Annotated in this window: 15 protein-coding genes; 11 read left to right on the top strand and 4 right to left on the bottom strand. The window is 40.6% G+C overall.

Annotated elements, in window-relative coordinates; translation table 11 throughout:
• Positions 1–14: 14 nt before the first annotated feature.
• On the top strand, positions 15–947 hold the full coding sequence (gene cdd, locus AAEU31_RS03870; RefSeq protein WP_421966501.1) for a cytidine deaminase: 933 nt from the start codon (positions 15–17) through the stop codon (positions 945–947).
• On the opposite strand, the gene udp is transcribed toward cdd, so the two are convergent.
• Positions 944–1,699, bottom strand: coding sequence for a uridine phosphorylase (gene udp, locus AAEU31_RS03865; protein ID WP_135926553.1), 756 nt, complete (start codon positions 1,697–1,699; stop codon positions 944–946). The two genes, cdd and udp, sit on opposite strands and share 4 nt — an antisense overlap.
• A 145-nt stretch (positions 1,700–1,844) precedes the next feature.
• On the opposite strand from udp, the gene AAEU31_RS03860 reads away from it, so the two are divergent.
• The 4 genes from AAEU31_RS03860 to paeA all read left to right on the top strand — a co-directional run bounded on the left by AAEU31_RS03860 (position 1,845) and on the right by paeA (position 6,268).
• Positions 1,845–2,624 (top strand): DUF2189 domain-containing protein, encoded by a 780-nt coding sequence (locus AAEU31_RS03860; RefSeq protein ID WP_199526905.1) that lies wholly within the window; start codon positions 1,845–1,847, stop codon positions 2,622–2,624.
• A 288-nt stretch (positions 2,625–2,912) separates the two neighbouring features.
• Entirely contained in the window at positions 2,913–4,022 is a 1,110-nt protein-coding gene (locus AAEU31_RS03855; protein ID WP_135926555.1) for an arginase family protein, read from the top strand.
• A 127-nt stretch (positions 4,023–4,149) separates the two neighbouring features.
• Entirely contained in the window at positions 4,150–4,848 is a 699-nt protein-coding gene (locus AAEU31_RS03850) for a substrate-binding periplasmic protein (protein ID WP_138556576.1), read from the top strand.
• Between the two features lie 130 nt (positions 4,849–4,978).
• Entirely contained in the window at positions 4,979–6,268 is a 1,290-nt protein-coding gene (gene paeA, locus AAEU31_RS03845; RefSeq protein ID WP_135926557.1) for a polyamine export protein PaeA, read from the top strand.
• A gap of 17 nt (positions 6,269–6,285) precedes the next feature.
• On the opposite strand, the gene iadA is transcribed toward paeA, so the two are convergent.
• The 3 genes from iadA to AAEU31_RS03830 all read right to left on the bottom strand — a co-directional run bounded on the left by iadA (position 6,286) and on the right by AAEU31_RS03830 (position 11,949).
• The gene (iadA, locus tag AAEU31_RS03840) at positions 6,286–7,452 is read right to left on the bottom strand and encodes a beta-aspartyl-peptidase (protein WP_135926558.1); all 1,167 of its coding nucleotides are present in this window, start codon (positions 7,450–7,452) and stop codon (positions 6,286–6,288) included.
• Between the two features lie 11 nt (positions 7,453–7,463).
• Positions 7,464–8,873 carry a putative basic amino acid antiporter YfcC gene (gene yfcC, locus AAEU31_RS03835; protein WP_421966500.1) on the bottom strand — a complete coding sequence of 470 codons (1,410 nt, stop codon included), beginning with the start codon at positions 8,871–8,873 and terminating at the stop codon, positions 7,464–7,466.
• Between the two features lie 148 nt (positions 8,874–9,021).
• Entirely contained in the window at positions 9,022–11,949 is a 2,928-nt protein-coding gene (locus tag AAEU31_RS03830; RefSeq protein WP_421966499.1) for a TonB-dependent receptor domain-containing protein, read from the bottom strand.
• 382 nt (positions 11,950–12,331) lie between these two features.
• Here AAEU31_RS03830 and AAEU31_RS03825 point away from each other — a divergent pair, with 382 nt between their 5' ends.
• From AAEU31_RS03825 to AAEU31_RS03800, 6 genes are all read left to right on the top strand, one after another.
• Positions 12,332–14,026: a cyanophycinase gene (locus tag AAEU31_RS03825; RefSeq protein ID WP_421966498.1), complete on the top strand. Its 1,695-nt coding sequence runs from the start codon at positions 12,332–12,334 to the stop codon at positions 14,024–14,026.
• An 87-nt stretch (positions 14,027–14,113) separates the two neighbouring features.
• On the top strand, positions 14,114–14,527 hold the full coding sequence (locus AAEU31_RS03820; protein ID WP_421966497.1) for a hypothetical protein: 414 nt from the start codon (positions 14,114–14,116) through the stop codon (positions 14,525–14,527).
• Positions 14,528–14,598: 71 nt separating this feature from the next.
• Complete coding sequence (locus tag AAEU31_RS03815) at positions 14,599–15,687, top strand: 6-phosphofructokinase (protein WP_421966496.1); 1,089 nt, start codon at positions 14,599–14,601, stop codon at positions 15,685–15,687.
• 195 nt (positions 15,688–15,882) lie between these two features.
• Positions 15,883–17,046 (top strand): efflux RND transporter periplasmic adaptor subunit, encoded by a 1,164-nt coding sequence (locus AAEU31_RS03810; protein WP_421966495.1) that lies wholly within the window; start codon positions 15,883–15,885, stop codon positions 17,044–17,046.
• Positions 17,047–17,058: 12 nt separating this feature from the next.
• Positions 17,059–20,190: an efflux RND transporter permease subunit gene (locus tag AAEU31_RS03805; RefSeq protein WP_253038967.1), complete on the top strand. Its 3,132-nt coding sequence runs from the start codon at positions 17,059–17,061 to the stop codon at positions 20,188–20,190.
• On the top strand, positions 20,190–21,593 hold the full coding sequence (locus tag AAEU31_RS03800; protein WP_421966494.1) for an efflux transporter outer membrane subunit: 1,404 nt from the start codon (positions 20,190–20,192) through the stop codon (positions 21,591–21,593). Before AAEU31_RS03805 ends, AAEU31_RS03800 begins: the two co-directional genes overlap by 1 nt.
• Positions 21,594–21,697 lie beyond the last annotated feature (104 nt).

The following is a 21,697-nucleotide window of genomic DNA, read 5'->3' as shown; positions in this document are numbered from 1 at the left end:
AATTATAATTTGTTATGACAGTAACTAGGAAAGACGTATCTAATTCTGTGTCAAGAACAACACCTTTTGACTTCAGTGATGAGCAAAAGCAATCTCTTTTTAGTCAGTTGAAAAGCCAACGTGGCATCTTATCTCAAGCTGATATTTTATTACTTTGTGAGCAACATCAGTTAACAGAGTCACAACTCTTAAAAGCGTGTGTACCTGTTGCGAGTTTGTTTTCTGTCGCACCAATTTCAAAATTCTATGTCGGTGCTATTGCACAAGGTAAAAATCAGCAAGGTGAAACGACATTCTATTTTGGTGCTAATGTGGAGTTTTCTCATCAAGCGCTAAGTTTAGTTGTTCACGCAGAACAATCTGCGATAAATAATGCATGGTTAAACGGTGCTCAATCAATAGATAAAATTGCGATCAGTGATGCCCCTTGTGGATACTGTCGCCAGTTTATGAATGAGCTCAGTACAGCGCAATCACTCGAAATATTACTTCCTGAAAGACACTTTACTTTACATGAGCTTTTGCCGTATTCGTTTGGGCCAACAGACTTAGGGAATAACGAAAGCTTATTCTCACAGGAAAAAAACGACGGTCATTTCGATAGTGTTAATGAGCTCGATCAGAAATTAGCTGAAACTGCACTAAAAGCTTACGTACCTTATACCGCGAACTACTGTAGCGTTAAAATCACGACTTTTGAAAACGGTAATTTTTACGGAAGCTATGCTGAAAATGCGGCTTACAGCCCAAGTTTATCACCGGTTCAAAGTGCTTTAAGTCAGTTTTATCTTGCTGGGTTAAAGTTTGATGATAAGACGGTTAAGTCGATCACCTTGTTAGAAACACAAGGGGCCGAAAATCAGTATGAGGTGGCTAAAAGTGTGCTGGCAAGTTTTGATAACCCACCAGCATTTGAGCACTGTATTGCTAAGCTAGTTAAAGATTAGTTTAGCAATAGTTTTGCAGCTTCAATGACTACGGCGACTGACTTTTTCTCAATCTCGCCGTGGTCAACATTAGGAATTTCTTGCTTAGTACGGTTTACTAATACACCAGCAACACACGCTGCGCGTAAGCCAAGTGCTGCACACATAGTGAAAAGTGTTGCTGATTCCATTTCATAGTTCATCACGCCAAGCTTTTGCCACTCTTCACAGCTGCCTTGTAATGAGCGAGGAACATAGCCTGAATAGGTATCGTAACGTTCTTGACCTGGATAGAAGGTGTCACTTGAAGCTGTAATGCCAATATGGAAATTAATGCCTAAATTATCACAAGCATTAACCATAGCTTGTGTTGCAAAAAAGTCAGATACCGCAGGGTAGCTCAATGGCGCGAAGTGCTGACTTGCACCATCTAAACGAACAGATGCTTGGCTAATTAAAATGTCGCCTTCATTAATGTGTGGTTGAATAGCACCTGTTGTACCAATGCGTAAAAAGGTATCAATACCTAGCTGGGCAAGCTCTTCAACAGCAATTGATGTAGATGGCCCACCAATACCAGTTGAACAAACTACCACGCTGTGGCCGTTTAACTCACCACGATATACATGAAATTCACGGGTCTTCGCTAAGCACTTTGGGTTATCGAGAAGTGTTGAAATGCGGGCAGAGCGATCAGGATCACCAGGGACGATTGCCAGTGTTGCACCGTTTAAGTCCTCACGAGTGAGCCCTAAATGAAATACCTTTTCCATTATTAAACCTTATTTTTGTCTAAAGCGTAATACTTTAATCATACGTGTTTAAAGTACAGGACAGATGTCCTATTAGATTACGAATGTTGCAAGATTTGCACAGATAACCTAAACCTAAAGATGTAACGATAAAAGAGGACCTATTATGCCTGCTTCATCATCTATGAGTAAACATCATGAATTTGCTCGCTGTTTAGAGAGTGCTCATGTTTCTATGGCTGCTCCGTTTCATTGGCTTGCTTTAGCGTTTAAAGATATTGCCAATGCGCCAATCCTAAGCTTAGTGTACGGTTTAGTTTTTACACTAATACCAGCAGCAATAATGTACTTTGTGTATCAATTTGATACACATCTTGTCATTTTGCCAGCGGTTGTTGGCTTTGCTCTTATTGGCCCTGCATTTGCGGCTGGGCTTTACGATGTTGCTTGGGAGCTAGAAAAAGGGCATAAACCGACCTTAATGCACAGTTTAAAATCAATGTTTAGAAACCCCGCTGGTGAATGGGGATTTGCAGTATTATTAATGGTGATTATGATTGTGTGGATGAGACTTGCTGCATTGATCCACGCACTGTATCCGAATGTTGTAGATCCTAGCTTTGAACAGCTATCTGCGTTTCTTACGCTTGGCTCGATAGTTGGCGGCATTTTGCTGGTAACAGTCTTTGCTATTTCAGCATTTACCCCGCAGATAATGATGGAAAGGCGCGTAGATATAATGACGGCGGTTATCTCATCGATGAATGCAGTAAAAACCAATGTAGGCGCAATGGTTGTTTGGGCTGCTTTAATAATATTCATGGTATTTCTGGGATTTGTCACTGGAACGGCAGGGTTCATTGTTATTATGCCATTATTGAGCTACGCGAGTTGGCATGCTTACATTGCGGTGATAAAAACTAAGAAGCCAAGGGGTTACGAATAATGAGTATTCACCTAGCTTGAATATAAATCTATTGCAGCAATCTAATGGGTTGCTGCAAAATTTGACTTTCCCTCCGTGCATGTTATACCTGCCAAAATACCACGCTCATAGAGTTATTGAGCACCCATAATGAGTCTCTTTAGAAATAATAAACTATAAATTTCAAGAGGTTAATTTTTCCTTCTTCTCATGATAAATGTGATGCTTGCATCGCGGTTTCTAGATTATGAGAAAGCGTAATTTTAACGATTACGAATGAATATGCAGTTATTTAGCAGCGGAGTAGAAATGAGTAACACACAAAAAGCATTTCACGAAAAACTAAGTCAATGTCTTTGCCCACCAGGCGATGGTGTTTTTACGGTAAATACAGCGAAAGAACGTAAAGATGCCTTACGAACAAAATTATACGGTCAGACAGAGAACGTAGACGTTCTTTGGAAAGAGTCATTAGAGACACTAGCCGACTCAGAACATAAAGCTGTGATTCTTGGGATCAGCTCTGATTGTGGTGGGGGTATTTTACGGGGTGCTAACTGGGGCCCGTTATTTTTACGTTCTACCTTAATTGATCAACAACCACAGGCTCGCGCGTTCGACTTAGGTGACGTTCGTGTTATTCCTCATTTATTGCATGATAAATACCTAAACGAAGCTACAATCACAAACTGTCAAAAAGCACTCTATGCTGATGAAAACAGCGAATACCATGTATCACCATTGTCTATCACTGAAGATGTCTGTGATGGGTTTTATGCCAACTACCCAGATAAAGGTATTTTCGGGATTGGCGGTGACCATTCAATCAGTTATCCGCTGACTAAAGCGTATTTGAAAGCAAAGCGTGATGCAGGTAAACGCACTGCAATTATCCATTTTGACGCACACACTGATTTACTTGTAGAGCGCTTAGGTATCGATTTATGTTTTGGTTCATGGTGTACACATATCCTTGAGTACCTACCTGCACCGCGTAACCTTATTCAATTTGGTATTCGTTCAAGTGGTAAACCGAAACAACACTGGGAAGAGACTTTTGGTGTTAAGCAACATTGGGCACATGAAATTATTGAGCGTGGTGCTAAAGCTGTTGCTGAAGAAGTAATTGCTCAGCTTAAAGCAGATAAGGTTGATGAGCTTTATGTGAGCTTTGATATTGATGCACTAGACGAGGCATTTGCTTCTGCGACAGGCACACCTGAAGCTGGTGGCTTAACACCACAGCATGCATTAGACATTTTGGTTGCTTTAGCTGATGAGTTTCCAATTACCGGGGCTGATATGATGGAAATTGCACCATTTACAGACAGCTCTTTGATTGGTCAAACGAGTTCTGAAACAACGCTTAAAGAAGGTGCAAAAATTTCCGCCTTTTTAATTGCTGCGATGAACAAGTAATTTGCCTTGATGCAACAGGGGAGTGTGTTACTCCCCTTACTCATTCCTTAGTCTTAAAAACATTCCATTATTCCTAACTACACGCTATATTATTATAAAAAATAATTATAAATTTGGTTTGTCTGCGATGTGGAAATCTCTAGCCTTGTTATTGCTTATTATTGCTAAACCTAGTTTTGCAGCAATAACAGTGGTAACTGAAAACTTTCCAAACTTCCAATATCAGAACGAACAAGGCGAGTTAGTTGGCTCTGTCGTGGGCAAAGTTAAAGCTGCCCTCGAAAAATCAGGGATGCAGTACGACATATCAATTAATACTTGGTCAATTACATACAATGCTGCTTTACGTGACGCAAACACGTGTATTTTTTCATTAGCACGTATTCCTTCCAGAGAGAAAAAATTTAAGTGGATACATAAACTTGAAGGCTTTTCAGCATCTTTTTATGCATTTAAATCTAATCGGCTGAGTATCAATAACCTCGATGATGCGAAAAAATATCGTACTGCAGTTCTAAAAAATAACTACTCCCATGTTTATTTAAAAGAGCAGGGTTTTAATGAAAATAAACAGTTAATCCTGCTTGATAGCTTTGAAAATATTTACGACATTCTTAAGAGTCGTCGTACAACTGTTGATTTAGTGGTATTAAGTGACCAACAATATCAATTTGAAAGTAAAAATGATCAAAGCCTTTCTTTTCTAGAGCCTGTTTATCAGCTACCTGTTGCACGCGCTGATTTATACTTTGCTTGTAACGGAAATATCGACCCAGTGACTTTAGATAAGCTCAATAAAGCCTTTGTTTCCAGTGATTTAAAATAGCACTTGTTGATTGCTATAAAGCAGTTATAATCAGCTGCTTTTTGACCTTTCTCGCCAAACTCTAAACAGCATAAGTGAGCAAAAAGTTGTTTGCATTCAACAGTCTGAATGCTTTTTACTAGGAGCCACAATGAGTGACTTACTCGTTATTATGATATTAATTTTGATCAGTGCGTTGTTTGCAATGAGCGAAATAGCTATTGCTGCATCACGTAAGATAAAATTAAGGGTCATGGTCGACGAAGGCAATAAAAAAGCCCAGGCAGTATTAACGTTGCAAGAGCAGCCGGGGGCATTTTTTGCGATGATACAAATTGCCTTGAATGCGATTGCTATTTTAGGTGGTATTGTCGGTGAGCAAGCTTTATCACCTTATATTGAACAAATTTTAGGGATGATTTATCAAGGCCCGTTACTAAGTCAAATTAGCTTTTTGATTTCGTTTTTTAGCATAACCTCATTATTCATTTTATTTGCAGATTTACTGCCTAAACGCCTAGCGATGATTATGCCAGAGGCTGTTGCTGTCAATGTGGTGTCTATAATGCGCTGGGTTACCTTTGCATTAACGCCATTTGTTGTGTTCTTTAATGGCACTACAAACTTTATTTTACGCGCCTTTAAAGTTCCGGCTGAACGAGAAGATATTGTTACCACTGAAGACATCGTTGCTATGATGGATGCTGGGGCTGAATATGGCAGCCTACAGCAACAGGAATATGAGTTAATAGGCAATGTGTTTGATTTGGAGGCCCGGTTTTTATCGAGTGTGATGACTCCACGTGATCAAATTGTATTTTTTGATGTAAAAGCTGATGCCCAAGAAGTCGCTACCAAAATTATTGAGCACCCGCATAATCACTTTTTAGTGTGTGATGGTAGTTTAGACAAATTAATTGGTTCGGTTGAATCAAAAGATATCCTTCGTAAGGTACTTAAAGGGCAAACTGCTGAGATAGATAGTGAGTTAATCAGCCGTGATATTTTTTACTTACCAGAAACACTCAGTCTTTCTGAAGCATTAAATACCTTTAAAAAAGCAGCTGAGCCATTTGCTGTTGTTGTTAACGAATATGCACTAATGGTTGGCATTGTCACTGTTAAAGATTTAATGAAAGGCTTTATGGGTGATTTGATCAGTCATCAGGGCGAAGAGTTAATTATTCAACGTGATAACACTTCTTGGTTAGTGGATGGCCTGACACCTGTGGTTGAGCTTGCTAAAGTACTAGAGATAGAAGAGTTTCCTGATCAATCACATTATGAAACTGTTGCCGGATTCCTTATTTATACGATGAAGCGACTTCCGAAGCGCGCCGAGTTTATACACTTTGGCGGGTTTAAATTTGAAGTGGTTGATGTTGAAGGAGTGAAGGTCGAGCAACTCTTAGTTACTCGAATTTCAGAAGAAAGCAATTAAGGCTGCTTGTGCAGCCTTTATTCAAAAGTATCTTTCACTATTGCCTTAGCTTGATGCACCATGTGTACGCCATTTGACCAACACTCAATGGGCTGCAGTGATGCATTATCAAGTAACACCAGATCTGCATCCGCATTGATAGTCACTCTACCTTTATTAATACCAAGCACATCAGCTGGATTTGAGGTAATAGCCATTAATGCGTGTTCAACCGATACACCATATTCTTGAACGGCTTCAACAAACGAGCTATGCAATGTTGATTCTTTACCAACTTCAAGACCTAATAGATTAAAGTTATCATCAAAAATAGGTAAGCTTGCATGACCATCAGAGCTCATGGTGAGCTTAGTCGGTTGTACATTATTTTTAAGGCAGTAAGCCAGTGCCTGCGCGGCTGAATATTCACCATGGGCAAGATCATACTCTGTCGTGCTTGTGGTAAAGTCGATAGTGCCACCCGCTTTGCAAAACGCCACGCCCGCATTGAGTAAAGCTAGATTACGATTCATATGCGTAGGATAAAACTGGCTAAGCGAAATATCAGTTAAGCTATCTATCTCATGTAATAAAGATAAGTGACTATCTACTGGACCTACATGAATACTAACCGTGCCTTTTTTACCACTTAACATGCCAGCCACTTTTGCTTCAGCGGCTAGTTCAGCAAGTTGCTGAGCCGTTGGCTGACTACTGCGATGATCAGAAATGGCGACTTCACCGACACCAATAAACTCCTCAATATACATAATGTCATTCGTTATTGAACCAGTGAGTGTTTTAGCAGGTAAGTGATATGAACCTGTATGGCAAAATACGTTTAACCCTCGTTCTTTAAGTGCTTTTGCTTTTGCAATTAAATTACTATGGGTTCGACTACTTGAGTCAGTACCAAGGGCAGCGATAACCGTTGTTGTACCATGCAATGTTGCATCTGTTAGGTTCATTTCAGGTGTTCTGCTAGCAAAACCAGCCTCACCGCCACCACCTGTTATATGGACTAAAGAGTCAACAAACCCCGGAGTTAAAATACAATTAGATCCATCAACGATGGTAACACCATGATAATTTTCGATATTAATTTCAGGCTGTATATCCACGATTTTTCCGCCCGCGATTAAAACATCTTGGTTTCCAAGCGGCGAAGGAGCGAAAATATCGGCGCCTTTTATAAGTGTTAACATAATTAAATCTTTTACTGATAGTTAATAAAATGTGCGAGAAAAATAAAACAACTAGCAAGGCCAAATAGCGCTAAGGTAAAACGCCAAATAAAGCTTGCCCACTCACTCCAATCAAGTTTAACAATGCCTAAACAGCCGATAAGGCTTGCTGAGGTGGGAATAAATATATTGGTTAGTCCATCACCTAATTGAAATGCCAGCACTACAATCTGCCGTGAAATATTTAATAGATCACCCAGTGGTGACATTAGCGGCATTGTGATTGCTGCCTGTCCTGAACCTGAAGATACAAAAAAGTTAAATACACTTTGAAATAATAGCATACCCCAAGCGGCGATATAGTCTGGTACAACTGAGATGCTGGTGGCGCTATAGTAAAGCAAAGTATTTAGAGTTGAAGGCGATGTTAAATCGCTACCGCCAAGTATTAAAATAACGCCTTTTGCTAAAGCAACCAAAAGCGCTGCGGGCAGGAGTTCTTGTGCACCCTCTTTAAATGCATTTGCGCTTTCATTTGCTGTTTGTTTTTTAAATAGACTAGCAATAACAGCAGAGGCTAAACCTAAGCAGAAGAACTGCGCAGCTAATTCAGGAATATAATACTGCCTTGCCATAACACCCCAAATAACCCAAATAATACCTGCAATAAAGGTTATTAAGATAAGCTTATCTGCGCTGTCTAAGCTAATTGACTTGTTATTTTCTTGAGCACTTAGGTTCTTTGCCGATCTGATTGAATTAGCATATCGGATAGTAAATAGAAGGCCAAATGAGGTAAAAACCAGCCACGCAACCATTCTGAATCCGGCACCAGAAAACACCGGGATCTCTGCAATTGATTGAGCAATTGCGATACTAAATGGGTTCATCCAAGAGGTAGCAAAGCCAATCTGTGTCGCAACATAAGTTGTTAATACAGTTAATTTTGCATCATAACCGAGTTGTTTCATAATGGGGAATAACACAATACAAAAGGCGATGGCTTCTTCACCCATACCAAATACTGCGCCTCCTAATGAAAAAAGCACAAATAGCAAAGGAATGAATATCCACTCTACGTGTTGTGTTTTATTAATCAGCGCCATAATGCCGTTATTAATCGCACCCGTTTTTAAAATAACGCCAAAGGCGCCACCTGTGATTAAAATAAATGCCATTACCCCGATGGCTGCACCATATTTATCACCAGAGACTAAGCCTTCAAACAATACATTGGCTAGACCAATGCCTCCTCCTTCTGCAAAAAGGGCAGGTGGTGTATGTTCTGTTGCTTTTTGATACTGTGATAATTCAACACTGTGACTATCTTGTTCGGCATTAAACACACCGGGTGTTATAAATAAACTGGCTAAATAGGCGATGACTGCGACGCATAACAAAATGATGCTCGCATCAGGCATCGCAAACTGTTTGTTTTTCATAAAGTCACTTAACGATTGTTCGAAGAATGTGAGAAAAGCAAGGTATTGTAGCCCTTGCTGAGAAAGATTAACACTGAGAGCCGCGAGTTTGAGTTATTGATAACACAAACTTAGCAATGTGGGCGACATAGAGCCGCCCACATTAATGTTAAAAGCGATAGCTCAGACTCAACGTATAGCGAGTGCCATATGCATTATGATTGGTTGAATCAAACCCGCGGCTTGAGCCATATAGCTTAGGGGGTTCTTTATCGAAGATATTATCAATACGAGCGCGGATTGATAATGCATCATTGACAAAATAGCCAGCTGATAAATCCCATACTAACCAGTCATCAACGTCACGTTTTAACTCCTCGTTAAGCTCGCCAAGCTCTTCTAGTTCGTCTATTTCACGACCACGCAGCCCTTCGATATCATCCTCATAACTACTGGTATAATTGGCACCGAGATTTAAGTAATAACTCTCAGCTTCCCAATCAATAGAAAATCTGCCTACATTTTCAGGGTAGCGATAAGTACCAATTAGTTTTTCGATTGCATCTGAGCCAGGTTTATTTCGCTCAAACTCTAAATAGTGTGTACCATCGAAAGCGAGTGTTAAATTACCTTTTGCAAAATTAAATCGATGATCAAATTTAAAATCGATACCTGCTAATGTCTGGGTGCCAGTATTTTCAAGAGGAATAACATGGTCTCTAAATAATGGCAGGAATAGCTCATCTTCTCGCGGGTTAAACTCACTAATATAGTTTGTGAGGATCTCTGAAAGATTAGCGCCATCACTTTCGATATTGAGTCCAGCATTATCGGTTACTTCACACAGCTGCTCCTCGTACGAAATACCTTGTTGACCTTGTGGTACTAGCCCACAGTGACGAAGAGAAGCATCTGTAATAGCTCTATCTAGCACTGCAGTCATATTGGTATCGATAACTTGTTCGTGATCAAAATGCCAATAATCAACCGTTAAGTTAGTATTTACAGATGGGCTCCATGCAAAGCCAATGCTGAGCGCTTCAGACTCTTCGGCTTTGAGTGCTTGATTACCGAGTTCTAGGCTGTTAACACTGACCTCGGTGCCATCACCCATACAATATAAATCTGCAACAGCCTGATTAGCACCGCAATCGAAGCGTGATTGTGTGGTACGTAATTTTACGCCAGCTTGAGTTAATGAAGGTGCTCTAAACGACGTTGACCAAGAACTTCTAATGATAAGAGAATCTGAAGGACGATAGCTTAAACCAACTTTAGGGTTAAACGTTCCACCAAAGTCATCGTAATGATCGTAACGACCAGCGACTTGCAGTTCTAGCTGCTCAGTGAGTGGCACATTCAACTCTAAAAATGCAGCGTACTGAGTACGATCGGCTTCAGACAAGCTAGAGCCGAAACCAAATACATCTACCAAATAACCATTTTCAGGACGGGCTTGTGAGTCTAACGACGGAATATCTTTTAATTCTTCTCGTCGAGCTTCAATACCAAATGCAGCATAAATGGGTAACTCATTAAACGTAAATAAATCGCCATTAAAGTTTAAATCCCAACCGTATACTGTACTTTCACCGCTTCTACTTGGGTTTGCTTTTGCAAGATCAAGCACTGCATCGTTATTACTATCCCCCTGTAAAAACGGGTTGTAGAACGTCATTAACTGACCTTGTGCACAATTGAGCTGTGTTCCATCGTATGTAGCTAATGATCCGTCAGAACATAATTCACCAGTGATAGCTGCATGAAATTGATAGCGGTTATAAATACCATCAATTGCTTGTTGCTCTGACTTAGAACGAGAAAATGTTACACCTGACTCCCAACTCCAATCACCAATGTAACCGGCAAGGCTACTGACTAAGCGAAAGTTTTTGGTTTCGACTTCAACCGTTCGTGGTGAATTAAAGCGCGCATCAAATGCAAAGCCATACACATCTCGACCCGCTTGAGTGGTAAATGGATCAATATAAAGCTGGTCCATCAGCTCGTTACTGCCGTCAGCGCTATCATAAATAAATAACGCATCTTCAATAATATAAGGGCCGTCTTCGTCGTTTATTTGATTGATAGGGGCTGGTGATGAATACGCTTTTGATTTAGTTTGGCTATAGAAGAAATCGGTATGCCAATCTAAATCACCTAAGTTGCTGTTAAACATAAAGCCAGTTGATATGCTTTCAAATGGGGTTTCTAGGTAATCATCTTGGTTAGCATAGTAAGCACAAATTTGCTCCCCATACTCAGTCGTAACAAGTTCTGTTTTACAGTTTGGCGCAGGTAGCTCATTGCCATCTCGACTACTGTAGTAATAAATGTTCGGCGAGTTCTCAAGTTTGGGTAAGTATGAGTAACCATTCACTAAATTTGGGGTTGCGGTATAGCTTCTGTCGGTCGCTTTAAAGGCATTGCGATCGTAAATATCGGCAAATACCGTTAAGTTACTCTCACCTATATTCGTGCCGTAAACTAAGTTAAGTTGTTTCTTACCTTCGTCATGACTGTCAAAACTATTGGTGTAAGAAGTGTTTACTTCAGCTCCTTGAAAGTCATCTTTAAGAATATAGTTAATAACACCAGCAACAGCATCAGCCCCATATATTGCCGATGCACCAGTGGCGAGAATATCAATGCGCTCGATTGCGGCAAGTGGAATTGAGTTCACATCAACAAAGTTTTCAGTGCCTGCAGCGAACGAGCTCGGCGCGACACGACGGCCATTAATCAGTGTTAATGTAGCTGAGGGCCCCATACCACGAAGGCTGGCAGCAGATTGACCCGCTGGCGTTGAGGTTGATGTACCACCACTTTCAGATGTCGAAAAGGTACCTGATCCGCCTTTGAATACAGATAAATCTTTTAATAACTCATGAATAGTGTTCGCTCCTGAGCGCTTGATTGCATCTTGGTCAAGCACGGTAAGCGGGATGGTTCCTTCTAGATCAACCCCTTTAATTCGTGATCCTGTTACTTCTACTCGTTCAATTTTTTCTGATTGTTGGTCGTTTTGAGCATACACAGCATGAACTGGGCACAGCACAGCGCTGATTGCTACAGCAATTGATAACTGATGAAACATATTGATTTACCTTTGTCTTATACCAATCCGCAAAAATACTTAATTAAGCGAATTGGTATTAAATACCCACGGCAAAACCGTGACATTTTAAATAATTGTTATAATTTTTTAGACAGGGCAGTGGGTTATAGACACAACTAGCCCCTCACAGGAAGTGAGGTGTGGCTACTCGTCAAACCACTCCGAAAGGTAGTGTGGAGAGTAGAAATATGTACAAAGCGATAATGCGTTTTTCAACATAATTCCAATCCGTAAGGTCTTTTGACAAAGCTAGTAATACAGTGCTAGCTTACTCGCGTTTTAAATGTTCCTTTTTTTTATAGCAAGCAACAAAAAGCTGTGCAAGTAATTTTCTAATATTTTTTTACAAGAGTGTAACAATATGAACATCCTTAAGGAGCAAAGTGCTAAATACCACATTGGGTTTATTTTTGGGGTATTTAGTGTTGTTTTCGCGTCATTTGGCAGTAAAGTTTATGCAAGTGAGCAACAGCAAACGTTAGTTTTAATTGGTGGGGCATTGACAACCTGCTCAAGTATGAGCCCTAAAAATTGCCTTTCTAATAAACAGATCAGTGGTAAACAAACTAATCAATTTCGATTAAATAATGATGCTTTATCTGCAATAAAGACAAACTGGCCAACAAATAATGAAAAAAATCGCCAGCAAACGCTTAAGTTGTTAGCACAGATTGCACGTCAACAGTCTGATGTGAACACTAAAAGTGATATTTTATGGGCATGGCGTGATTTAGATAATACGTTATTGAACGCGTTAACAGATAAAGAGTATAACTTCGTGCTAGATACTCTCGAAGTTCCTGTGTTAACAACCGATTCTACAAGACAAAAAGAGCAAGTTAGTGTACCGGATAACAATGAAAGTGCAGCAAGTGATATTTTAGACTTTGTGTCTGCTTCGTTAAAAACAACGGATGAATCACCAACCATTTTAGCGGTTACAGCTTCAAGCAGAGACCCTTATGAATCAGCAGATTTTTATGAAGGATTATTAAGCTTTAATGGTGTCGAATCAAAGTGGTTACCTTTAACACCCGCTTTAGCAAGAGCGATTACCAGTAAGCAATGTGAGAATTTAGATGCTTTACGTACTGAGACAATGGCTGTTTTTAACCGTGAGACTATTTACCCTGACCGAATTAAGGCCGAAAAAGCGCTTTGTGATCAAGGGGTAGAGCATTTAGTTAAACTGATTGAAAACGCAACTGGCATTATGTTTAACGGTGGTGATCAGAGCTTAACTAGACAGGTGCTTTTTGATGATAACGGCAAGCAATACCCTTGGACCCATGCAATTTTACAAAGGCCATTACTTGTTGGCACAAGTGCAGGAACAGCCTTGCAAAGTGGTGGTAAGAATGCCTATGGTTCGGTGCCTATGATTTCTAATGGGACTAGTTTAGCAGCATTAAGAGCTGGAGCATTTGCTGTTTCACCACCGAGTGAGCGCTGTAAAAATGAATGTGATAATAGCCTTTCAGCAGATTCATTAACCTATGAAAAACAAGGCGGTCTAGGTAGCTTTACTTACGGGGTTCTAGATACTCATTTTAGCGAGCGCAACAGAACCATGCGTTTGGCTAGATTACTGGCAGATTCAGGGCAAAAACATGGTTTTGGCATTGATGAAACTACGGCGCTTGTATCAATTCGAGCAGGTGAAACTGCATTAATGACGGTGATTGGTAAAAGTGGTGTAGTACATGTTCAATCAGACGCTAAAAACAAAGGAGCAATCAGTTATTGGCCTGCAGGGGCGGTTATTGATGTAACAAAGGATGGTTTTAGTCTTGCGAAGCGAACTGTTGATAATGCACTGCCTAGTATTAAAATTCCTCGATTACCGATGCAGCGTTTTGGCACTATTTTCTCTGATGCTAAATTGCGCTCGCTTGTGCAAGCTATGTGTTTAACTCAAGAGCAACAAGCTGTAGCCCAGCATGATGAGTTTCTACTCGATTTAAATGCTACTGAAGTTACGCATTACTACCGTGTTAATAAAAGTAGTACGGGCTGTGCTGTAGAGAATCTAGCCTTTAGTGTTAAATCCTTTTAACACTATAAATTACTGAAAAAGTAGTAGATTATTTGTTCGTTATTAGTTAGCGTAACACTAATAACGAACAAATCATGGAATGAGTTAATGAAATATAATCTACTACTTTTATTTATTTTTGGCTGTTTGTTTGCTTATTTATCTATTCCATTAGTAGGGGTTGGCTCAGCTTTAGCGATCCCTAGCGAAATTCTTACACCTCTTTATGATTTGTCACCTAAATTTGCTTTAACAGTGATTGATATTGTTACGTTAGGTATCCCACTAATAGCATTACTTTTTGTGTTCTTATTATTAAGTAAATGCCTCTACCTAAAAGACAAAGCGTATTCATATTTTATATTACTGACACCTTTTTTAGCACTGCATTTATATTTTGCTGTTAACACCTTTTCTGCAAATTTTGATAATACGACTTTGCTTGCAAGTTTGCCTAAGTATCTATTATTAATAATTTTTGTGGCTCTGTTTTCTAATCATAAAAAACCGAACTTTAGTTGATGTAAGTCATACGCGAAAGTTCAACATATAAGCTAATCTCTAATTAATCAGTGAACGAAGTTGGTCATAGAATGAAAAAATTACTGCTATTAACAAGTGGGGGTGATTGCCCTGGGCTAAATGGGGTGATCAGAGCTGTGGTTAAAGCAGCCGAACATGATGGCAATTGGCAGGTATATGGAAGCCGAAGAGCTTACTGTGGTGTTCTTGAAAAGCCAAATGATATTATTCACTTAACTAGTGAAGTAGTGGCCGGTATTCATGTTCGTGGCGGCACAATTCTAGAAACAGTTAATAAAGGGAATCCTACCGCATTTCCTGCAGAGATAGCAGGCGAGCAAGTATTTATTGACCGTTCAGATGAGTTAATAAGTATTGTGAAACAATTGGGGTTTGATGCAGTCATTAATATCGGGGGCGATGGTTCTCACAGAATCTCTCAGCATTTATTTGAGCATGGCTTAAATATCGTAGGCGTGCCAAAAACCATTGATAATGATTTATATGGCACTGATTACACAATTGGTTTTCAAACTGCCGTTGACACTGCAACAGAAGCCATTGATCGATTAATACCAACTGCGCAAAGTCATAATCGAGTTATTGTGACGGAAGTTATGGGTCGTGATGCGGGTTGGATTTGTTTACATTCAGCAATTGCAGCAGGCGGTGAAGTAGCACTTATTCCTGAAATTCCCTACGATATTGAAGCGATTAAAGCAAAACTTAAATCACGTTTTGATAATGGCCATGGATTTGCAAATATCGTTATTTCAGAGGGAGCTAAACCTGTTGCAGGAAGTGTTGTAAGTAAACAATCAAGTGAGTTTGGCTACGAAAACCCAGTGCTAGGTGGAATTGCTGAGCAACTAGCCTCACAGATCCGTATTGCACTTGACCTTGATGTAAGAGTTACTGTGTTAGGGCATATTCAACGTGGTGGCACACCCAATGCGTTTGATAGGGTGCTTGCAGCAGAGTTTGGGGTGCAAGCATTCGAACTTGTTAAGAAAGGCCAGTTTGGTTTTATCCCCGTAAGTAAAGAGGGTGAAATTAAACCAATCAGTTTAAAAGCCGCAACTTCTGAATATCGTGTTATCCCTTTAGAGCATTCATTAATAAGCAGTGCCCGAGCAATGGGTATGTGCTTAGGTGACTAATCAAGCAGTTCTAACTGATAGTTTTAAAATGATTTTCTTAACTAGCTGCTAAATTATTCAATTAGCAACTTATTTGTTGCACAAAAAACACACTGCAAAGCAAGCAAAATATTTAATGTAAAGATACTTAAAGGTGGTTGATCTGTGCCTTGTTTAGTTTAGAATGATCGTTCACTCTAAATTAAGGAACTACACATGCAGCGCTCTCGCATTCCATTTTTTGCAGTGTCAGCTTTGGCTGGTGCTGTTTTATTATCAGGCTGCGGCCAATCAGAATCGGCTCAAGGGCAATCGCAGGCAGCTCAAGCTGTACCTGTTGGTGTTATTGAGATGCAAAGCAAACCACTTACGCTAACTAAAGAATTGCCAGGTCGTGTGGCTGCTTCACGTATCGCGCAAATTCGTCCACAGGTTAACGGTATTATTCAGTCTCGTATGTTCGTTGAAGGTGCTGAAGTAGAAAAGGGCCAAGCCTTATATCAAATTGACCCATCTACATTTGAAGCAGAGGTCGCTACCAGCAAAGCCGCTATTACTAAAGCTCAAGCAAGTATTGCTAATGCCAAAGCAAAAGCTGAACGCTATAAAGAGCTATTGAATATCAAAGCTGTCAGTCAGCAAGATTATGATGAAGCGGATGCGGCATACAAAAGTGCAAAAGCCGACTTATTGACTGCTCAAGCACAGCTTAAAACCGCTGAAATTAATTTAAACTACAGCAAAGTGTTAGCACCAATTAGTGGTCAAATTGGTAAATCGGATGTCACTGCCGGTGCCCTTGTTAGCGCTAATCAAGCAACAGCATTAGCTACTATCACTCAGCTTGATCCAATCTACGTTGATTTAACACAGTCAAGCAGTGAACTAACACGTTTGAAAAAAGCTATCGCCGCAGGTGAACTTAATAAAGATGCCGCTTTACATTCAAAAGTTGAATTAAAAATGGAAGATGGCAGCACTTATCAACACAAAGGCACATTACAATTTTCTGAAGTAACCGTTGATCCAAGTACTGGCTCTGTGACTTTACGTGCTGAATTTCCTAACCCTGAAAAATTACTTCTACCGGGTATGTATGTTCGCGCAGTGATTGTTGAAGGTGTGAAAAGTGATGCGATTTTAGCACCACAACGTGGTGTGAGCAGAAACACCAAAGGTGAACCTACTGCCATGGTCGTAAGTAAAGATAACACCGTTGAAGCGCGCGTACTTAAAACTGACCGTACTGTAGGCTCAAACTGGTTAGTGACAGATGGCCTAAATAATGGCGATAAGCTGATTGTTGAAGGTTTACAGAAAATCCGTCCAGGAGCCCCAGTAAACGCAATGCCAGCAGAATCAGTAGCTAACAGCCAGTAACGGAGAAACTTAATGTCACGATTTTTTATTGATCGGCCCATATTTGCATGGGTACTTGCTATCGTTGTTATGCTGGCAGGTATCTTAGCAATTAGAAGTTTGCCGGTTGCGCAGTATCCATCAATTGCACCGCCTGCAATTAGTATTCAAGCCTCATACCCTGGTGCGTCGGCCCGTACTTTAGAAGATACGGTTACACAGGTTATTGAACAAAAAATGAAAGGGCTCGATGGCTTGCTCTACATGTCGTCAACCTCTGAATCGAACGGCTCTGCGACTTTAACGTTAACCTTTAGTGCAGATACCGACCCTGATATCGCACAAGTTCAAGTGCAAAACAAATTGTCGCTTGCAACACCTTTATTACCAGAGGAAGTACAACGTCAAGGTGTCTCGGTTGCTAAATCTGCACGTAACTTCTTAATGGTTGTAGGCTTTGTATCTGAAGACGGTAGCATGAACAACATCGATATCGGTGACTATGTTTCATCTAACGTACTTGATATTATTTCTCGTGTTAACGGGGTGGGTGAAGTACAACTTTTTGGCTCTCAATATGCAATGCGTATTTGGTTAGATCCAGCTAAATTACTTAAGTACTCATTAACTCCTGCTGATATTAGCGCTGCAATCAGTGCCCAAAATGCACAGGTGTCGGCAGGTCAACTTGGTGCCTTGCCAGCAGTGAGTGGCCAACAACTGAATGCAACAGTGACTGCGCAAAGCCGCTTACAAACACCTGAGCAATTTAGAAATATCTTTGTAAAAACCAATGCTGATGGCTCTGTTGTTCGTTTAAGTGACGTTGCCGATGTTGAATTAGGCGGTGAAAACTATGGTGTTGTCGCTCGTTTTAACGGCAAACCGGCATCAGGTTTAGGTGTTAAGCTTGCAAGTGGTGCTAATGCGCTTGATACAGCTGATGGCGTAAAAGCGGCACTTGCAGAACTTGAGCCTTTCTTTCCTGAAGGTTTAACAACCGTTGTACCTTACGATACAACGCCGTTCGTATCACTTTCAATTGAGAAAGTAGTTAGCACTCTAATTGAAGCTGTTGTGCTGGTATTCTTGGTCATGTACTTATTCTTACAGAACTTCAGAGCAACACTTATTCCAACTATTGCAGTACCTGTTGTATTGCTAGGTACGTTTGCCATCTTACAAGTGTTTGGCTTCTCAATTAATACTCTCACCATGTTTGCTATGGTCCTTGCCATTGGTCTACTGGTTGATGATGCGATCGTTGTTGTTGAAAACGTTGAACGTGTAATGACCGAAGAGAACTTGTCTCCTCTTGAAGCGACACGTAAATCAATGGATGAAATCAAAGGCGCGCTTGTGGGTATTGCCATGGTGCTCTCGGCAGTATTTGTGCCTATGGCGTTCTTCCCGGGCTCTACAGGTGTTATTTATCGTCAGTTCTCAATCACCTTGGTAACGGCAATGAGTTTATCAGTGCTGGTTGCGTTAATTCTAACGCCGGCCCTTTGTGCAACAATGCTAAAACCAAGTCATGTTCATAATGATAAGTCTTTATTTGGTCGTTTCTTCCTTGGTTTTAACCGTGGTTTTGATAAAACAAACTCGGGTACACAAGGTTTTGTGTCTCGTATGATCAAACACAGTAAACGCTATTTACTTATTTACGGTTTAATCGTGGGTGGCATGGTGTTTATTTTCTCACAATTACCATCGGCATTCTTACCAGATGAAGACCAAGGTATTTTGTTTAACCAAGTAAGCCTACCAGCTGGAGCAACAACAGAACAAACCTTAAAAGTTGTTGAAAAGATGGAACACCACTTCTTAGAAGATCAATCAGAAGCGGTTAAATCTATCTTTACGGTAACAGGTTTCAGCTTTGCAGGTTCTGGGCAAAACGCAGCAATCGGCTTTGTTGGCTTGAAACACTGGGATGAACGTCAACGCCCTGATTTATCAGTAGGCGCTGTTGCTGGTAAAGCCATGGGATACTTCTCAACCATTAAAGAAGCATTTGTGTTTGCTTTCCCACCGCCTGCGGTTGTTGAGCTTGGTACTGCAAATGGTTTCACTTTATACCTACAAGACCGTGTTGGTTTAGGGCATGACAAACTACTTGAAGCTCGAAACATGTTTTTAGGTATGGCGGCACAAAACCCTGTGTTATCGGGTGTGCGCCCAAATGGTCAAGAAGATAAACCAGAGCTGGAGCTTGATATTGACTTAGCCAAAGCTGAAGCATTAGGTCTGACTCAAGCAGATATCAATAATACGTTATCAACGGCTTGGGGTAGTCGCTATGTAAATGACTTTATTGACCGTGGTCGTGTTAAAAAAGTGTATTTACAAGGTACGCCTGAATCACGCATGGTGCCAGAAGATTTAGACAAGTGGTACGTGCGCAATGCCAATGGCGATATGGTGCCATTCACTGCGTTTGCTCAATCTTATTGGACTTATGGCTCGCCGCGTCTTGAGCGTTATAACGGTTTTTCAGCGATGGAAATCCAAGGTGCCGCTGCACCGGGTTATAGTACAGGTCAAGCGATGGCCGAAGTTGAGAAAATGGTTAAGAAGTTACCGCCAGGTGTGGCGTTCGAATGGACAGGTATTTCATATGAAGAGCGTTTAAGCGGTGGTCAAGCACCATTACTTTATGCACTTTCATTGTTGGTTGTATTCCTTTGTTTAGCGGCGTTATACGAGAGCTGGTCAGTGCCTGCGGCGGTTATGCTAATTGTACCGCTTGGGGTATTTGGTGCGTCGATTGCCTCATTTGTATTTAATTTATCAAATGATATTTATCTACAAGTGGGTCTATTAACCACTATTGGTCTGGCATCAAAAAATGCCATCTTAATTGTAGAGTTTGCGATTCATAAAATGGACGAGGGTATGAAACTTGTCGATGCTGCTGTTGCTGCTATTCGCCTTCGTTTACGTCCAATCTTTATGACATCAATGGCATTTGTGTGTGGTGTACTACCACTTGCAATTGCATCAAGTGCAGGTTCGGGTGCACAAAACGCACTAGGTATTGCTGTTATTGGCGGTACTCTTGCGTCATCGACCATCGTTGTGTTGTTTGTGCCATTGTTCTTTGTATTGGTGCGCCGTGTATTCCCTGGCAAAACAAAGTCAACCAAAGAGGAGCAGGCATAATGAAAGCTAAACTTATCTCAGTGTCTGTTGCTGCACTTATGTTATCTGCCTGTAATATGGCGCCAGATATGGAGCAACGTGAATTACCCGTTGCTCAAAACTATGATGTTCAAGGTACTGCAGGTGATATCAATGAACTTAATTGGCAGTCATTTTTCACTAATACTCAGCTGCAACAATTGATCGCACTAACACTTGAAAACAACAAAGACATTAAAACTGCTGCACTTAATGTGCAGCAGGTAAGAGCGATGTATCAGATTGAAGATTCTGCGCTTTACCCAAGCATTGATTTAAATGCATCGGGAACCCGTCAGCGTCTTCCGGCAGATTTATCTGGTACTGGTCAAGCGACTATTTCTGAAAACTATTCAGCGACTGTTGGCTTAACTGCTTACGAAATTGATCTTTGGGGCAAAGTGCGCAACCAATCAGAGCAAGCTTTACAAAACCTCTATGCCGCTGAATACAGTTTAACCAGTGTGCGCATTAGCTTGATTTCGGAATTAGTGAATGCGTGGCTTAACTATGCGACGGATAAAGAGCTATTGGCGCTTGCAAACGAGACTTTAAAGTCTCAGCAGGAGTCTTTAGAACTAACCCGTAAAACATTTGCTCTTGGCGCTGCGTCTCAGTTAACGCTATCGCAACTGGAAAGTACAGTAGCAACCGCTAAGGTCGATATTGCAAACTATCAGCGCTTACTAAAGCGTGATAAAAATGCTCTCGATTTTCTAGTGGGTAAAACCGTCACTGCTGATTTACTACCTAATCAAAATATAGATGATGTACTGAACTTACCGGATGTGCCTGTGGGGTTGCCGTCAGAGTTACTGACGCAACGACCAGACATTAAGGCCGCTGAGCATGATTTATTGGCAGCTAATGCAAATATTGGTGTGGCAAAAGCGGCATTCTATCCGAGTATAAGTTTAACCGCCAATGCCGGAACGGCCTCTGCTGATTTGAGTAATCTTTTTGATTCGGGCTCAGGTACATGGAGTTTTGTACCATCGATTAACTTACCTATCTTTAATATGGGTCGTAATCAAGCCAATCTCGATGTTGCAAAGGCACAACAAGAAATGGCGCTTACTAGCTATGAGCAAACCATACAACAAGCATTTAAAGAAGTATCTGATGCCCTTGCTGATCGAGAAGGTTATATGCATCAGCTAGATGCACTCAGTGATTTGTACCAAAGTAATGAGTTATCTTTTACTTTATCAGATGCGCGTTTTCAAAAAGGAGCAGACAGTTACTTGCAAGTGTTGGATGCGCAACGAAATTGGTACAGTGCTGGGCAACAGTTAATTTTGGGTAAACAAGCGTATCTTGCTAGCCAAATTAATTTGTATAAAGCACTTGGTGGTGGCTGGAATGCGCAAAAAAATGTGCATTAAAACAGCAAAAGCATAATTTATTTAAGGTTTTGCAGGATCTTAGTTGTTTTGACTCTCCTGTGATATTAAGATCCTGTAAACCTTGTTTAAGTAAAAGTTAACCA

It is taken from the genome of Pseudoalteromonas thalassia (assembly GCF_049257215.1).
In the GTDB taxonomy this organism is placed as follows: domain Bacteria; phylum Pseudomonadota; class Gammaproteobacteria; order Enterobacterales; family Alteromonadaceae; genus Pseudoalteromonas; species Pseudoalteromonas lipolytica_C.
This window is presented reverse-complemented; position numbering and strand designations above follow the sequence as displayed.

Coding starts and splice junctions, on each gene's coding strand:
- cdd (WP_421966501.1), top strand. CDS start 15: ATGACAGTAACTAGGAAAGACGTATCTAATTCTGTGTCAAGAACAACA.
- udp (WP_135926553.1), bottom strand. CDS start 1,699: ATGGAAAAGGTATTTCATTTAGGGCTCACTCGTGAGGACTTAAACGGT.
- AAEU31_RS03860 (WP_199526905.1), top strand. CDS start 1,845: ATGCCTGCTTCATCATCTATGAGTAAACATCATGAATTTGCTCGCTGT.
- AAEU31_RS03855 (WP_135926555.1), top strand. CDS start 2,913: ATGAGTAACACACAAAAAGCATTTCACGAAAAACTAAGTCAATGTCTT.
- AAEU31_RS03850 (WP_138556576.1), top strand. CDS start 4,150: ATGTGGAAATCTCTAGCCTTGTTATTGCTTATTATTGCTAAACCTAGT.
- paeA (WP_135926557.1), top strand. CDS start 4,979: ATGAGTGACTTACTCGTTATTATGATATTAATTTTGATCAGTGCGTTG.
- iadA (WP_135926558.1), bottom strand. CDS start 7,452: ATGTTAACACTTATAAAAGGCGCCGATATTTTCGCTCCTTCGCCGCTT.
- yfcC (WP_421966500.1), bottom strand. CDS start 8,873: ATGAAAAACAAACAGTTTGCGATGCCTGATGCGAGCATCATTTTGTTA.
- AAEU31_RS03830 (WP_421966499.1), bottom strand. CDS start 11,949: ATGTTTCATCAGTTATCAATTGCTGTAGCAATCAGCGCTGTGCTGTGC.
- AAEU31_RS03825 (WP_421966498.1), top strand. CDS start 12,332: ATGAACATCCTTAAGGAGCAAAGTGCTAAATACCACATTGGGTTTATT.
- AAEU31_RS03820 (WP_421966497.1), top strand. CDS start 14,114: ATGAAATATAATCTACTACTTTTATTTATTTTTGGCTGTTTGTTTGCT.
- AAEU31_RS03815 (WP_421966496.1), top strand. CDS start 14,599: ATGAAAAAATTACTGCTATTAACAAGTGGGGGTGATTGCCCTGGGCTA.
- AAEU31_RS03810 (WP_421966495.1), top strand. CDS start 15,883: ATGCAGCGCTCTCGCATTCCATTTTTTGCAGTGTCAGCTTTGGCTGGT.
- AAEU31_RS03805 (WP_253038967.1), top strand. CDS start 17,059: ATGTCACGATTTTTTATTGATCGGCCCATATTTGCATGGGTACTTGCT.
- AAEU31_RS03800 (WP_421966494.1), top strand. CDS start 20,190: ATGAAAGCTAAACTTATCTCAGTGTCTGTTGCTGCACTTATGTTATCT.